The 14,342-nt window shown below is 53.4% G+C and carries 12 protein-coding genes; all 12 read left to right on the top strand.

Annotated features, from left to right (window positions below; all coding sequences use genetic code 11):
• The first annotated feature begins 178 nt into the window (after positions 1-178).
• The 12 genes from EDD77_RS12780 (at position 179) to EDD77_RS12720 (ending at position 14,326) form a co-directional block, all read left to right on the top strand.
• Complete coding sequence (locus tag EDD77_RS12780) at positions 179-1,315, top strand: MarR family transcriptional regulator (protein ID WP_058965460.1); 1,137 nt, start codon at positions 179-181, stop codon at positions 1,313-1,315.
• Positions 1,316-1,333: 18 nt separating this feature from the next.
• Positions 1,334-1,885 carry a hypothetical protein gene (locus EDD77_RS12775; RefSeq protein ID WP_058965459.1) on the top strand — a complete coding sequence of 184 codons (552 nt, stop codon included), beginning with the start codon at positions 1,334-1,336 and terminating at the stop codon, positions 1,883-1,885.
• Positions 1,886-2,124: 239 nt separating this feature from the next.
• Positions 2,125-2,526 carry a fimbrial protein gene (locus EDD77_RS12765; RefSeq protein WP_187120506.1) on the top strand — a complete coding sequence of 134 codons (402 nt, stop codon included), beginning with the start codon at positions 2,125-2,127 and terminating at the stop codon, positions 2,524-2,526.
• A 37-nt stretch (positions 2,527-2,563) separates the two neighbouring features.
• Positions 2,564-3,274 carry a hypothetical protein gene (locus tag EDD77_RS12760; RefSeq protein WP_058965457.1) on the top strand — a complete coding sequence of 237 codons (711 nt, stop codon included), beginning with the start codon at positions 2,564-2,566 and terminating at the stop codon, positions 3,272-3,274.
• An 11-nt stretch (positions 3,275-3,285) separates the two neighbouring features.
• Positions 3,286-4,281 (top strand): hypothetical protein, encoded by a 996-nt coding sequence (locus tag EDD77_RS12755; protein ID WP_058965456.1) that lies wholly within the window; start codon positions 3,286-3,288, stop codon positions 4,279-4,281.
• Positions 4,281-5,657, top strand: coding sequence for a C39 family peptidase (locus EDD77_RS12750; RefSeq protein ID WP_058965455.1), 1,377 nt, complete (start codon positions 4,281-4,283; stop codon positions 5,655-5,657). The genes EDD77_RS12755 and EDD77_RS12750 overlap by 1 nt, the downstream gene beginning before the upstream one ends.
• 36 nt (positions 5,658-5,693) lie before the next feature.
• The gene (locus EDD77_RS12745; RefSeq protein ID WP_058965454.1) at positions 5,694-8,753 is read left to right on the top strand and encodes a PrgI family protein; all 3,060 of its coding nucleotides are present in this window, start codon (positions 5,694-5,696) and stop codon (positions 8,751-8,753) included.
• A 242-nt stretch (positions 8,754-8,995) separates the two neighbouring features.
• A complete protein-coding gene (locus tag EDD77_RS12740) occupies positions 8,996-9,772 on the top strand; it encodes an SPL family radical SAM protein (RefSeq protein ID WP_341439633.1) in 777 nt (258 codons plus the stop codon).
• 157 nt (positions 9,773-9,929) lie between these two features.
• Positions 9,930-10,457, top strand: a complete 528-nt coding sequence (locus tag EDD77_RS12735) for a DUF5697 family protein (protein WP_058965452.1) — start codon at positions 9,930-9,932, stop codon at positions 10,455-10,457.
• A complete protein-coding gene (locus tag EDD77_RS12730; protein ID WP_058965451.1) occupies positions 10,458-11,120 on the top strand; it encodes a DUF6100 family protein in 663 nt (220 codons plus the stop codon).
• A 285-nt stretch (positions 11,121-11,405) separates the two neighbouring features.
• Positions 11,406-12,392: a hypothetical protein gene (locus tag EDD77_RS12725; RefSeq protein WP_242868423.1), complete on the top strand. Its 987-nt coding sequence runs from the start codon at positions 11,406-11,408 to the stop codon at positions 12,390-12,392.
• Positions 12,393-12,406: 14 nt separating this feature from the next.
• Positions 12,407-14,326: a VirD4-like conjugal transfer protein, CD1115 family gene (locus EDD77_RS12720; RefSeq protein WP_394326285.1), complete on the top strand. Its 1,920-nt coding sequence runs from the start codon at positions 12,407-12,409 to the stop codon at positions 14,324-14,326.
• Positions 14,327-14,342: the final 16 nt, after the last annotated feature.

Raw genomic sequence — 14,342 nt, 5'->3', positions numbered from 1 at the left:
GTACCTTTCGCGCAATTAGCAAAAAATTAGCAGACGGCATTTTTAAGCTTAATGCGAAAACGCAAATTAGCAGATTATTAGCAAAGAGGCCGCCCGGGATGTGTTGCTTTTATGCACATCCCGGGCTTATTTTATCATTTTTATGCAATAGAATCAACCTTAAAATTAGGAGGTTCCCATGCCAGCTTATCAATTACAAATTAAACAGGTGGTGGACTACCCACGCTGTCGAATTTATCGACAATTCATCCGCCATCTTATGGAAGACCGGAGCATTCGTGTAAGCGGAGGCTCCGGCCTTTTTTATTTTACGGCGCTTTGCAGCTATGCAAATTTTCGCACCTCATACCGCCGTATTGATGGTATCAGCTATACCGTCTACCCCGGCGAATGGGTCTGCACCTTGAAAGAGCTGTCGCAATGGTTCCGCACCCGGTTCCAGTGCCAGGCGCTCACGGTACTGGAGCAGCTGCAAAAGCAGCACCTTATTTCCTTTCAGACGCTGGGGCGAGGCAATGTGATCCGCTACAAGATCCGCGATTGGTCCAAGCACAACACCGTGCTGGAGTATAACGCCCCCTGCCAAAAGGACACCGGTTTCTTTTTCCTGCCGGTTTCTATCGTCACCGATCTGGTCAGCTCTGGACGATGTTCTGAGATGGACATCGTACTGGACCTTTGGGTATCGGCCATTTACAACGATAGCCAGGTCCAGGGCTCAGACCTTGGCCCGGTGGCCTATTTCCGCAACGGCACAGGGAATCCGCTGGTTACTTACAGTGAGTTGGCTGCCCGCTGGGGACTATCCCGCGCCACAGTCGGCCGCATTCTCAAAAAGCTGGCTGGCCTGGACTATATCTCCCTGATGGCTTTCCCAGGCCGGCATGGCAGCGTGATCTATTTACAAAATTACCTGTCTACCATGTTCGAGATTTCTGATGTGATGGTGGACAAAGAGGAGGTCGCTATGACGCTCAATATACGTCTGGAGCTCCCGGACGACGGTGAGACCGTGCAAAATGAACTGGCTTTGGAGCATGAAGTTACCGTTTCAGATGAACTCGCCAGCGTTTCAAAATCGCACATTGAAATTATCCTTCAGAAAATGGCGGAAATCCTGATGGCACAAGGGATTTCCTGCTTTGGATGCCAGCTCTCTTACTACAAGTTATATCCCTTATCGGGCGACTGCCGGGAAGATTTATTTCCCCGCGCGCGGGAACAGCCCCCGATCCGTTTCGGCCTTGCTGTTTTGTGCGGCAATCGGCAAGTCACTTCGTTTGAACTTACACTTACTCCCAATGCGGAGTTTTGAACCAAAGGAGGCATAACCATGAAGAAATTTGTTGAAAAAGATGTTGCTGAAAACCCTCTGTACCATGATACCTGGAAACTGCTCAAAAAATACCGTGATGTTGTGTGGAGCCTGGAGATCTCCGTCCAGCATGTGCGGGCTAAGTTCGAGATCGAATACGGTACCTCGATTGAGGACTTCCTGGATTCCGTCTATCTCGCTGGCGCCGATTTGAACGGCAGCGATATCGAACACCATGCCAAGTGCATCGAGCGCAGCCACAAGATGCTGAAACTCCTGGATTCGGCAATCGAATTGCTGCGCAACCGGCACAAGAACGGCGAGGCATATTATTGGCTGCTGTATTATTCCTTCCTCTCCCCGCAGCAGCTCAAAAATGTGGAAGAGATCATCGAAAAGCTGCGCCCGCACATTCGGGACATCTCCTTCCGCACTTACTATCGCAGGCGGCGGGAGGCCATTGACGCCCTCAGCTCCGTGCTGTGGGGCTACACCTCCAAGGACAGTCTGGATATGCTGGAACAGTTTTTCCCGGACTCAAAGACCACCGAAAAACCAGCAGGCAAATAATTGGCAGAACACGGGAATGAAATTGGCGCAGTCCTGCCCTTGAGCCGTAAATCCAGATGTGTTAGACTGAATATGCTCAAATTTATATCCAAACCCGAACACGGGCAGTCGCCGGCACCTTTTTGCAAAGTGCTTTTTTGCTGCCCGTTTCGGCTGGGAAGAGGTCCATATCTGCAAGGATGTGGGCCTCTTTCTGTTTTTGAGCAGTCAATATCACATTTGGATTGGAGGTCCGCAAATTGAAAAAACTGAAAATTCCTCAACAGCAGCACCGGGAAAATGACAGCAGCCCGCCTCGTCGAGTTCCCGTCGGCCGGATCGCCTACACGGCGTTTCTTTGCATTACGATGGCGATGATGTTTTGCCAGCCGGCCTTTGCCGCAGACGATGTTTGGACAAAGGCCAAGGAGATCATGCAGGATGTCTACACGCAGATCCTCGCCATCTCCACCATTGCAGCCATTGTGACCGCTTCGGTGGCATTACTGCTTATGAACTTCTCCCGCTCCGGCAGAACAGTCGATGAAAGCCGGGCATGGCTCAAGCGAATCGTCATAACCTGGGCTATCCTGAACAGCCTCGGTTTTATCCTGTCCTATGTCGTTCCCTTCTTCGAGGGAGGTCAGTGGACAGACGTATAACCGCCGCATTGATACCCATTGGAAGGAGGCATGAACTATGGGTATTCTGGACGGCATTGTTGAGTGGATCGCGGAACAGGTCATGGCAGGCCTCGACTTGATAAGCATCTCGGTTTTAGGCGCTCTGGGATGCGATATGGCGGTATTTCTCCGTTATTTCCCTGCTGCTGAAACGATGTACAGTGTTTTTGTGGCGCTAGGCATCGGTATCATTCTGCTCAACTGGGTATGGCAGCTGTTTAAGAACTTTGGCTTGGGAGCCGGCATTGAAGCGGAAGATCCGCTCAAATTGAGCATCCGGTCCGTCATTTTCATTCTTCTGGCGTTTTTCTCCAACGAGATCGTCGATTTAGTCCTGACCATCGGCGGCACGCCTTACAACTGGATCATGGACTCGGAATTGCCGGCGCTCAGTTTTGCGGACTTCAACTCCGTGATGCTGGTCATCATTGGCGTATGCGCCAACGGAGCTGTGGCCCTCATCACCCTGATTTTAGTCATCATTCTGGCATGGAACTACCTCAAACTGCTGCTGGAAGCGGCGGAGCGGTATGTCCTGCTGGGTGTGCTGGTCTACACAGCGCCGGTGGCTTTTTCTATGGGCGCAAGTCAGACCACATCGAATATCTGGAAATCCTGGTGCCGGATGCTGGGCGGGCAAATTTTCCTTCTTTTGATGAATGCCTGGTGCCTGCGCCTGTTCACGAGCATGGTTGGTTCGTTTATCTCCAACCCGCTTTCTTTGTAAGGAGGGGCGCTTTGAAAAGATTCAAAAAAATTTTATTCCTTGCGCTGATGGTTACGGCGCTCTCCTGCCTGTTCTGCCAGCCGGCCTTCGCCATTTCCGAAGAAGAAGTTCAGGCGCAGGTGGATGCCGTGGGTAAAGAAGCGGTTTCAGGAAATGTCCTGATCTGGTTCATGTGCGCAATCGGATTCCTCAAAGTATCGCAGAAGATCGATTCTTTCATGGCTAGCTTGGGCGTCAACGTCGGCCATACCGGCGGCAGTATGCTGGCAGAGGCCATGATTGCGGCCAGAGGGATCGGCGGTTTCAGAAGTTTCGCCAGCAATCATTTTAGTGGAGGCCGCAGCAGCCATTCCACCCATGTCAGTGCAAGCGGCGGTGGGAAAGGCGGCGGCGCCGGATTTGGCGCTGGTTTTGCCAGCGGCGGCTTGGCTGGCGTGATCAAGCGGAATGTTACCAACAATGCGGTCAAAACAGCTACAACTCCTTCTGATGCCAAACCTTCTGGATTAAGCGGTCTGGTCGGCGGTGCCGCAGGCGGCGTCGGTGGGCATATCTACTCCTCGTCGGTGAGCAAGGGAGGCAGTTTTGCCAATAATGTCATCGGCTCGGTCGCAACCGGAAATATCACGCAGATGGGGACCATTACCGGCGACAAGGCTGTGGAGGCCCTGCATTCCTACATGGGCCATGCGGCTTTGGAACCGGGAGCAGAGAACATCCCCACCTACCAGAATGTTGAGATTGGCGGTGGGCGGATTACTGGCACGGAAGTCACGCCGGAACATCCTGAAGGCATCGCTTTTGGTATGTATCACGCAGACCAGTATGTGGCGCCGGAAGGTCAGTACACAACCGTTCATGCGGTTGATGGCACCGCCTGGTACAAGCAGTATGCGGCCGATGCGGTGGATAAGACGCCTTACATGGCTCCGGACGGCTCGATTGCTTACAACGAGTCTATCGTGAAAAAGCTGCCGCCCACTCCCAAACGAAAGGATAAGATCTGATGGCTGAAGAACACAAGGACGGCTTTGCCGAAACGGTTGACACCGCCGCTTCTGCGGCGCACATGGTCAAAGGCGCCATCAAGGCCGGCAAGGCGATTTCCAGCGCCGCAAAGGGTGCGGCCGCCGGCGGCCCCTATGGAGCTGTCGCCGGAGCAGTCTGGGCCGGGCGCAAACACATCGGCAAGATCATCGCCGTCATCGTTATTCTGCTTTTGCTTCCGGTCCTGTTTATTCTGATGCTGCCTGGATTGATTTTCGGCGGCTTGCTCAATGCCTTTTCGCCATCGGACACGGAACAGCCTATCCTCAATAGCGAAACTGCCATTGTGGAGAGCGCCAATGACATCACTTTTACCATCAATTCTATCTTGGGTGAGGCGCTGGACGATGTAATGGTTCGCATCGAGGCGGACTTTGCTTCTTCCGGGGCTGACCAGATGGAAGTCAAAAATCCCTATTCCTCCGGCCTTGTCTATAATGCTAATCTCATCATCTCTCAGTATTGCGCTGCACGGGATGAGGATTTTGAGCGCATTTCACTGGATGACCTGGCTGCCGTCCTGCGGGAGAACAAAGAACATCTCTACTCCTATACCAGTACGCGGGAGAACCGTGAGGTCACAATCGAAGACCCGGAGACCGGGGAGGATACCATAACCATTGAGGTTTGGATGGTCTATACCATCCGCTACAACGGTGAGTCCTATCTTGCCGATAGTGTCTTTTCCCTTACCGACGAGCAAAAGGAACTGGCTGCGGATTACGCTTCTAACCTCAGTCTGTTCCTTGGCGATGGATTGCTGCAAAATCTGGTTGAATGGACCGGAAACAGCATCCCCTCACTGGGGGATGTGACCTTCAGCGATGGAGTGACGCCGGTGGTTTACTACAATCAGCTGGATGAACGCTACGCCAGCCAGCCCTACGGCACCGACAACATCGGCGGCTATGGGTGCGGCCCTACCGCCATGGCTATCGTTGTTTCCTCGCTGACAGATGACATGGTGGACCCCATAAAAATGGCACACTGGTCCTATGAAAACGGGTACTGGTGCAAAAGCAGCGGTTCCTATCACGCATTGATCCCCGCCGCAGCAGAGGAATGGGGGCTTCCGGTATCAGGCTGTACAACATCTGAACCCCAGCGGATATTGGACGCCCTTGCTGAAGGTAAACTGGTCGTGGCGATCATGTCCGAGGGCCATTTTACCTCCTCCGGCCACTTCATTGTACTGCGCGGGGTAAAAGACGGCCAGATCATGGTCGCTGACCCAGCCAGCTATAAACGCAGCGAACAGCTCTGGGATCTGTCCATCATCTTAAATGAAGCAAGCCGCCGTGCGGCAGCAGGCGGTCCTTTCTGGATTATTGGCTGACTGTACCGCACCTCGGCATCAGAAACGAGGTAATCAATGAGCAACAAAAATGACCATGATATTTACATCATACCGCCGAACTTCATAGAAACAGGCACCTTTTTCGGCGGTATGTTTCGTGCGCGGAATGTGATCGAGGCCGGCGTCCTGGCATTTGCCATTGGAGCGCCGGTCTTTGTGTTTCTTCCGTTTGGGCTGACCACCCGCATTATTGCTTTGTGCCTGACCGCTCTTCCGGTGGCTTTGGTTGCCCTCATTGGCATCTCAGGAGAAAGTCTGTCGCAGTTTCTGGTCACTTTTCTGAAATACCTGCGGAACCGCCGCGTTGTAGGCGGAGACAGTCAGCAACACAGCGAAAAAGCGGCAGGCTCAAAGCCCGCTGGCCGGCATCTCAAGCAGCGTCCTCCCCGTGAAAAGACGCCCAGAACCCCAAAACACCGGCGAACCAGGGAAACCGACTTCCCCGCCGAGTTTGATGAAGTCCGCAGCTATGAGATCCGTGAAAAGCTCCGGCCTAAGAAAAGTTCTAAAAAGAAGCCTTCTGTCAAGAAAACAGATAAAAAGGCAAAAAAGGCGCACCGGAAAGAACACCCGCCGAAACGGCCCGCCCGCATCAGGGAGGAAAAGCCGGCTTGCATCAATCCGGTGGCGGACTATCTTCCCATTGAGAAGATCGCAAACGGCATTATTTATACCAAAGATCATCGTTTTGTGAAGGTTGTAGAGGTCGTTCCCATCAACTTTATGCTGCGCAGCGCCAGGGAGCAGCGGAACATCATCTATTCCTTTGTATCCTATTTGAAGATCTCTCCCATCAAGCTGCAGATCAAGGTTTTGACCCGCCGCGCGGATATTGACCGGCATTTGGACACTGTGCGCCGTGAGATGGCCCAGGAAGAAAACGAGCAGTGCCGGCTGATGCAGGAGGATTACCTGAACTTTGTGCAGCAGGTCGGCTCCCATGAGGCGGTCACACGCCGTTTCTTCCTGATTTTTGAGTATGAACCCTGGAACAACACCCGGCGTTCCGAACAGGAGGATGAGGCGATCCAATCCCTGCAGAATGCGGTACACACGGCCTCCAATTACCTGCGTCAATGCGGAAACGAGGTCATTGTCCCTGAAAATGAAGATGAATTTACCGTAGATGTTCTCTACAACCTGCTGTGCCGGAATGAGAGCGCGGTCAAGCCGTTGTCGGTGCGGGCGCAGGAAGTCGTATCGCAGTATCGCGCCAAGGGCCGGGAGGATGAAATTGACCGTATCCCGGCGGCGGAATTTGCCGCCCCCCAAAGCATCGACTTCACCCACGGGCGGTATATCTGCGTGGATGGGCTGTACTACGCCTATCTGCTTGTCCCGTCGGATGGGTACAAAACTCAGGTGTCCGCCGGCTGGCTGAGTCTGATCGTCAATGCCGGCGATGGCATTGACCTTGACATGTTCCTTTCCCGCCAGCCCAAGGAGCGCATTATCCAGCGGGTCGGCCAGCAGCTTCGCATCAACCGCTCCAAAATCAAGGATGCCAGCGATACGAACACAGACTTTGACGACATCGACGGCGCCATTCGGAGCGGCTATTTTCTAAAGGAGGGCCTTGCCAATAACGAGGATTTCTATTATCTGAACCTGTTGATTACTGTGACCGCCCCCTCCGTCGAGGATCTGGAATGGAAGGTCAGCGAAATGAAAAAGCTCCTTCTTTCACAGGATATGGATGTCTGCACCTGCCACTTTCGGGAGGAGCAGGCATTTTGTTCTGCCCTCCCGCTGGTTTCTCTGGAAAAAGGGCTGTTTGAGCGTGGCAAGCGCAACCTGCTGACCGGCGGCGCAGCGAGCTGTTATCCGTTCACTTCCTTCGAGATGTGCGATGACAACGGCATTTTGCTGGGCGTCAACAAATACAACAGCTCTCTCATCATCGTGGATATTTTCAATTCCGCGATCTACAAGAACGCTAACATGGCGATTTTAGGCACCAGCGGCGCGGGTAAGACCTTCACGATGCAGCTCATGGCGCTGAGGATGAGACGAAAAAACATCCCTATTTTCATCGTCGCACCGCTGAAAGGGCACGAGTTCCACCGGGCCTGTGCCAATGTGGGTGGGGAATTTATTCAGATATCCCCTGCCAGTCCCCATTGTATCAACGTGATGGAGATCCGCAGGGTGGACCGGTCGGTCAGCGAACTGCTGGATGGCCCCGGCATCCAGCTTTCTGAGCTGGCGGCGAAGATCCAGCAGCTGCATATCTTTTTCAGTCTGCTCATTCCCGATATGAGCCACGAGGAGCGCCAACTGCTGGATGAGGCGCTGATCCGCACCTACAATGCCAAAGGGATCACCCATGACAACGCCTCGCTGGAAGACCCGTCCAATCCGGGGCAATATCGGGAGATGCCGGTTCTTGGTGACCTGCATGAGATTTTGAAGGCATCACCGGAAACCACCCGTATGGCTCATATCCTCAACCGGCTGGTACACGGTTCCGCCAGTACCTTTAACAAGCAGACCAATGTACGGCTGGACAACAAATACACGGTACTGGATATTTCCTCCCTTACCGGTGATCTGCTGACTGTGGGGATGTTTGTGGCCTTGGATTTCGTCTGGGACCGCGCCAAAGCTGACCGGACTGAGGAAAAAGCGATCTTTATCGACGAATGCTGGCAGCTGCTCTCCGGCGCCGGCGCCACTGGCACCCGTCTTGCCGGCGACTTTATTCTGGAAATCTTTAAAACGATTCGCGGCTATGGTGGCTCGGCGATTTGTGCCAGCCAGGATCTCAATGACTTTTTCAATCTGGATGAGGGGCGTTTTGGCAAGGGCATTATCAACAACAGCAAGACTAAGATCATTCTCAATCTGGAGGATGACGAAGCGGAGCGTGTCCAGGACACCCTCCATCTCTCTGACGCAGAAACGATGGAGGTCACACACTTTGAACGGGGCAACGGCCTGATCTCTACCAATAACAACAACATTATGGTGGAGTTCAAAGCCAGTCCGCTGGAGAAGGATCTCATAACCACAGACCGCAGGGAGCTGCGGGAAATTCTGGAGCGTAAGCGCCAGGAGCAGTCGGCCTCTGCTTAAAAGGCATTGGGGAGGTGCTGCCACACCTCCCCTTATTCCGCGGAGTGGTGTAAAGAACATGGTTGGATGCTTTACCAACAGATGGCGGGGCAGTACCGCCCTCCGCAACCATTTCGTATGAGGTGAGTCCAATGTATCTGATAGCAATGTAAACGAATTTCTTTTTGGAGGTGATATGAAGCGAATTCAAAAGCTTCTATAAACAAGTTGGTGGCAACGAAGGCGATAAATGCAAATATAACATCCGTCTGGATACTTACGGCTGTGGCTGCCAGCATAACTGCAACTACTGTTACGCCCGCTCATTGCTCCATTTTCGAGGTTTATGGGACGCAGCGCATCCCCGTGTTGCAGATATAGAAAAGGTGCGGCGGAAAATCCGCAGTCTTCCCGCCGGCAGCATCATCAGGCTGGGAGGTATGACCGATTGTTTTCAGCCCTGTGAACTCCAGTACCGCACTACCTATCAGGCCATTCAGGAAATGAACCTGTGCAGGGTAGGCTATCTCATAGTTACGAAATCAGCACTGCCCTCTTCCCCGGAGTATTTGGCGATTTTGGACAAAGACCTGGCCCATATCCAAATTACCGTGACCTGCTTGGACGATGAGAGGACAGCCCAGTATGAAAAGGCCAGTCCCCCCAGTCAACGCATTCGTGCGATCCAAACTCTGCAAGCGGCAGGCTATGATGCGGCGATTCGGTTAAGTCCCATCATCGAAGAATACATGGACTTTGATGTGCTGAATTCTCTGGAAATCGAGAAATGCGTCATTGAATTTCTGCGTGTAAATGCTTGGATCAAGAAATGGTTTCAAGGTGTTGATTTCTCTAAATATACTGTACGGCAAGGCGGTTACTGTCATCTTCCATTGGAGGAGAAACAGCGGATCATAGAGAAGATCCATATTCCGCAAAAAACAATTTGTGAGGATGTTACGGAGCACTATCAGTTCTGGAGGGATTTTGTTAATCCCGACAAAGAAGATTGCTGCAATCTCCGGAAGCATCATCACTGACAGACGATTTCAATACGCCGATAAGACGCCTTCTGCCCCATTATTTTGAGATAACGCCAGTTTGACGCTTTGATGGCGTCTTTCTGGTTTTCCTATGTTGGATAAGGCGCTCTGATGACGCCTTTAAGACGCCCATAAAGCAAAGGAGGTGAGCCCCGTGAAGACCAGGGCTGAAATCTATGCAAACGAGGCTGCGGATTTACTGCGAACAGTGACGATGTACCCCGGCCTCAGTGAACAGCAGCTTCTTTGTTTTCACCCTGGCAAAGAAGATATTGCAAAGGCCCTGCTTTCTCATTTGGAGAGGCAGGGCCGCATTTTTCAGGCGGATAGCGACGGCTTTTTTCTGACCGGGCAGACGCCCAAAACTGACCGGACGCTTGTTCGGGCAGTATGGGTCCTGCTGGATTTCATTCAGCGGGTGGATTACCACGCTCCGGCTGATTTTCCTGTTAAGCTCGTGTTTTTTGCCGACGGCGAACTATACGAAGTCGCCTGTGTCACCGCTGGGCAGGAGGCGCTTGTCTGCCATGCCCTGCGGAACAACAAGGGCGGGAGCCGCCGCATCATGCTGGTCGATACTCCAGCGCAGATCGCCAAAATCGACTGTCCGGGCGTATCCGGGTTTTGTACCGTAGATGCCAATGGACAAACAAATTACTTCAAGAAAGCAGGAGGCACATGATTGGACCGAAAACTAATATCCCACCGCATCGGGAGCATTCTCGACGACATATCTCGCCTGAGTAATGCGCTGTACGCACTGGACACAACCGACATCCAGCGTTATCCCGATAACTATGAGACTCTTTCTACAGACGCCGCCTTACGGGCGGAGCGGATCGCCTGCCGTCTGCGGCATCTGATTTATTCCAGCACCACCATCTGCAAAGGCGATTATCTCAGGTCCGCCGGCGTGATGCACGGCATTGTCGTTGCCTGTGCAGACGGGGTGCTGGAGGTGACGCTTCCCTGTCTGCTGCCGAAACGCAGGCAGCGGCAAAGCGATGAATTCCTGTTGGACCCGCTCTACTTTGCTCTTGAGCAGTATGCAAAGGAGCATCCGCTTCCGCACTACCGGGACTGCGTTGTCTGCTTCGCTCAGGTCTATGACCGGGCCCTTCCCGACAGACGGATACGCGATTACGATAACCTATCAGAAAAGCAGCTGCTGGATCTCCTGTCTTCCTTCGTAATGGCGGATGATACCGGCCTGCTGTGCGATGCCTACAACACGGCCGAGCTGGGTGACCAGGATTGCACCAAAATCTACATCATGGAAAAGCAGCGGTTTCCACAATGGCTGTCGGAGCATAAAGCGAGCCTAAAATCCATCTCGGATTTTTGACCATTTTGGGCCCTCCTCGGCCCGACATTCAGTAAAGCGGCTGAAATGCCCGGTTTCTCTGGGATTGCCCCGTATCGGGGAGGCCGTTTTTTACCGAAGTCCTCAGTCATTACGGTAAAAATCCCGCACCTGCAAAGGAGGTGACTACTTGGGAAAAGCACCAACACTTTTCCACAGCCGGACACGCTTCCGTTCCGGCTTTTATCTCTGACCGCGATTTCAGGAGAGTTCCCCACCAGCCAGCTCAACCGTCTCCCGGCCAGCCCTTACTATTTGGAGGCGGTCGTGACTGCGCTCAAAAAGAGCGGGCTGCTGCGCACCTACTACCGGGACAGGCTCCGGGGCTACCGGTTGGGCGCCAGGGCCAAGTCCGCTCTGCTGGATGGATGGCCTGAGCGTTTTGCATCCTACCTCACGGGAGAGGCAGAGACCAACCGGCTCAAGAGCGAGATGACTCGCCGGCTCCGGCTCCACCGCCTTGCGGAAACCTATGTCACCATGGACAATGCCGGAGTGGGGATTTACCCGGATGAAAAGCCGAAGGTTTTTGCTCCGCAGGGCTTTAACGGCGAAGCGGTCATTTATCCCGCATTTTACAGTTCCCGCGAAGTCAAAGACATGGGGGTGGATACCACCCAGATCCGAAGTTCCCGGTTCGCGGGAGTGCTTCTGTCGCCTACCGGCATCTATGCCACCTACAACAGCGGCGCCGCCTTGATGAAATGGCGCTACAAGTCCGAGCTGCGGGTAAAAACGCTGCTCTGGAGCGTCCTGTGTCAACAGCGCCTTGCTGGGCAGTACCGTACTGAGAATGTGTACGGGCTTGTGCTGGGCGACAGCATGGAGCTTGGCTACCAGATCCTCACCAGCACCGGCGGAGCTAAACACGATTATTTCATGCTGGATGGCAGCTATGACCACTTTTATTTTCTGACCAATGACCATCAGGGGGAGGTGATACTGGCTTTACTGTGCGACCCTGTAAAAACTGCGGAACTTGACCGTATTCTGTCCCAGGGGCTTACTGTCGGAAATCCCGGCAGGGCCATAGAGCAGGATGCCGCAGAACCGGATGGAACGCCGGTGCTGTTCGGTTATTTCTGCGATTTGCCCAGGATCGTGCGCTTCAACACCTCCCTCGAACTGATGGAACGCCCCGGCACGCTGATCTGCTTCGATTTCCAGGCAGATGTGTTGCGCCGCTACTGCGGTGGCCGGGTGCGCCTGCAAACCATTGACTTCACAAAATTCGAGGGGAGGTTATTCCCATAAATAAGAAGAAACTCATTGTCGGCCTGATAGCTGTGCCTTTGGCCATTCTCACTATCCTCTATGCCGGTGGCTTTTTGGCACAATTATTGGGCAATTACGCAGCTTGGAAACAGGGCGGCGGCATCCCTGGAGACGGAACTTCTCCGGAGATGGCGTCGCCCGATTTTTTTACCTGCCTGACATCTGTGCTCCATCCGCCCTATGGGGTGTACGGGGCGCTGATCTGCATTGGCCTACTGGCAATTTTGCTGCTCATGGTCATGCGTATGGGCTATAGCGATACCGGCGAATACGACACCGACCGGAATTTTATCTATTCGGCCAAAGGCACCTACGGAACTTCCGGCTGGATGAGCCGCAAGGAAATGGCCGGCGTGCTGGACCTGGTTCCTGACCTGCGCAAGCATAAAGGCGTTGTGCTGGGGATGCTGGACGGCAAAGCGGTCTGTATTCCCGAAGAGCCCCGTATCAACGGCAATTTGGCCGTGTACGGCTCCAGCGGCAGCATGAAGACCCGTTCGTTTTGTATGAACCGCATCCTTCAGGCAGTGGTGCGCGGAGAGTCACTCATTATCTCGGACCCGAAATCGGAATTGTACGAGAAGTCAAGCGAGTATCTCAGAGATCAGGGGTACTGCGTAAAAATTTTTAATTTAGTCTCACCTGAAAATTCGGACAGTTGGAACTGCCTTTCCGAAGTGGAGGGGCAGGAACTGCTGGCTCAGATATTTGTAGATGTCATTATCAAAAATACGACGAACAACGGGAAGAGTGACCACTTCTGGGACAGCTGCGAAATGAATCTGCTGAAAGCCCTGGTCCTCTATGTGGATCAGAGCTATGCGGAGCAGAACCGCAACATCGGCGAGGTGTACCGCCTGCTGACTTTGAGCGGGGAGTCTGATTTGGACAGCCTTTTCGAGAACCTGCCTCCCACGCATCCGGCAAAAGCGCCGTACAGCCTGTATAAGCAGGCCAGCGACACAGTGAGGAGCGGCGTCATCATCGGCCTTGGCTCCCGGCTGCAGGTATTCCAATCAGAACTCATTAAGAAGATCACGACCCGGGATGAAATTGACCTGGAACTGCCCGGTCAAGAGCGGTGCGCCTATTTTCTCGTCACCAGCGACCAGGACAGCACCTTTGACTTTCTGGCAAGCCTGTTCCTATCGTTCTGCTTCATCAAACTCGTGCGATATGCAGATAAGAACTGTGAAGGCGGCAAGCTGCCGGTGCCTGTTCATATCCTGGGTGAAGAATTGACGGCCTGCGGCACTATTCCGGATCTCTCCCGCCGGCTGAGCGTCATCCGCTCAAGGAATATCTCCATGAGCTGTGTGTTCCAAAATTTGGCTGGCCTGCAAAACCGCTATCCGCTCAACCTTTGGCAAGAGATACTGGGCAACTGCGATGCGCAGCTGTTTTTGGGCTGCACCGACGAGCTGACAGCGGAGTTTATTTCTTCGCGCACGGGCCTGGCTTCTGTGTCAGTGTCCAGCAAATCGAAACAACTTGGTACTTGGCGCATCTCCAACTACACACCGGAATACCGGGAGACCTCCGGCGTCGGTAAGCGTCCCGTCCTCACTCCGGATGAAGTCCTGCGGCTGCCTATCACCCAGGCGCTGGTCATCATTCGTGGGCAAAAAGTCCTCAAGGTAGACAAAATGGACTACTCCAAACACCCGGAGGCGTCGAAGCTCCGTTCCTGCAAGGCATCCGCGCACATCCCCGACTGGCAGAGAGCAGCGCAGGAAACCCCGCCGCCTTCTGCTACATCGTCCACCTCGCAGGCTCCCACTCCCAAGAAGCCCGTGAAGAAAAAGCCGAAAGCTGCCACTACTTCGTCCGGCGCCAAAAAGGCCGCGGCGGCTCCTGTTGGAGATACCCCTGATGGCATTATCACGACAGACAAGGACTCGATCCTTTCTTAAATATCAAAATATAGGA

This window comes from Allofournierella massiliensis, assembly GCF_004345265.1.
GTDB classification, from domain to species: Bacteria; Bacillota; Clostridia; order Oscillospirales; family Ruminococcaceae; genus Allofournierella; species Allofournierella massiliensis.
This window is presented reverse-complemented; position numbering and strand designations above follow the sequence as displayed.

Excerpts from the sequence above, each read along its gene's own strand:
- EDD77_RS12775 (WP_058965459.1), top strand. The coding sequence starts at position 1,334 with ATGAAGAAATTTGTTGAAAAAGATGTTGCTGAAAACCCTCTGTACCAT.
- EDD77_RS12745 (WP_058965454.1), top strand. The coding sequence starts at position 5,694 with ATGAGCAACAAAAATGACCATGATATTTACATCATACCGCCGAACTTC.
- EDD77_RS12780 (WP_058965460.1), top strand. The coding sequence starts at position 179 with ATGCCAGCTTATCAATTACAAATTAAACAGGTGGTGGACTACCCACGC.
- EDD77_RS12760 (WP_058965457.1), top strand. The coding sequence starts at position 2,564 with ATGGGTATTCTGGACGGCATTGTTGAGTGGATCGCGGAACAGGTCATG.
- EDD77_RS12750 (WP_058965455.1), top strand. The coding sequence starts at position 4,281 with ATGGCTGAAGAACACAAGGACGGCTTTGCCGAAACGGTTGACACCGCC.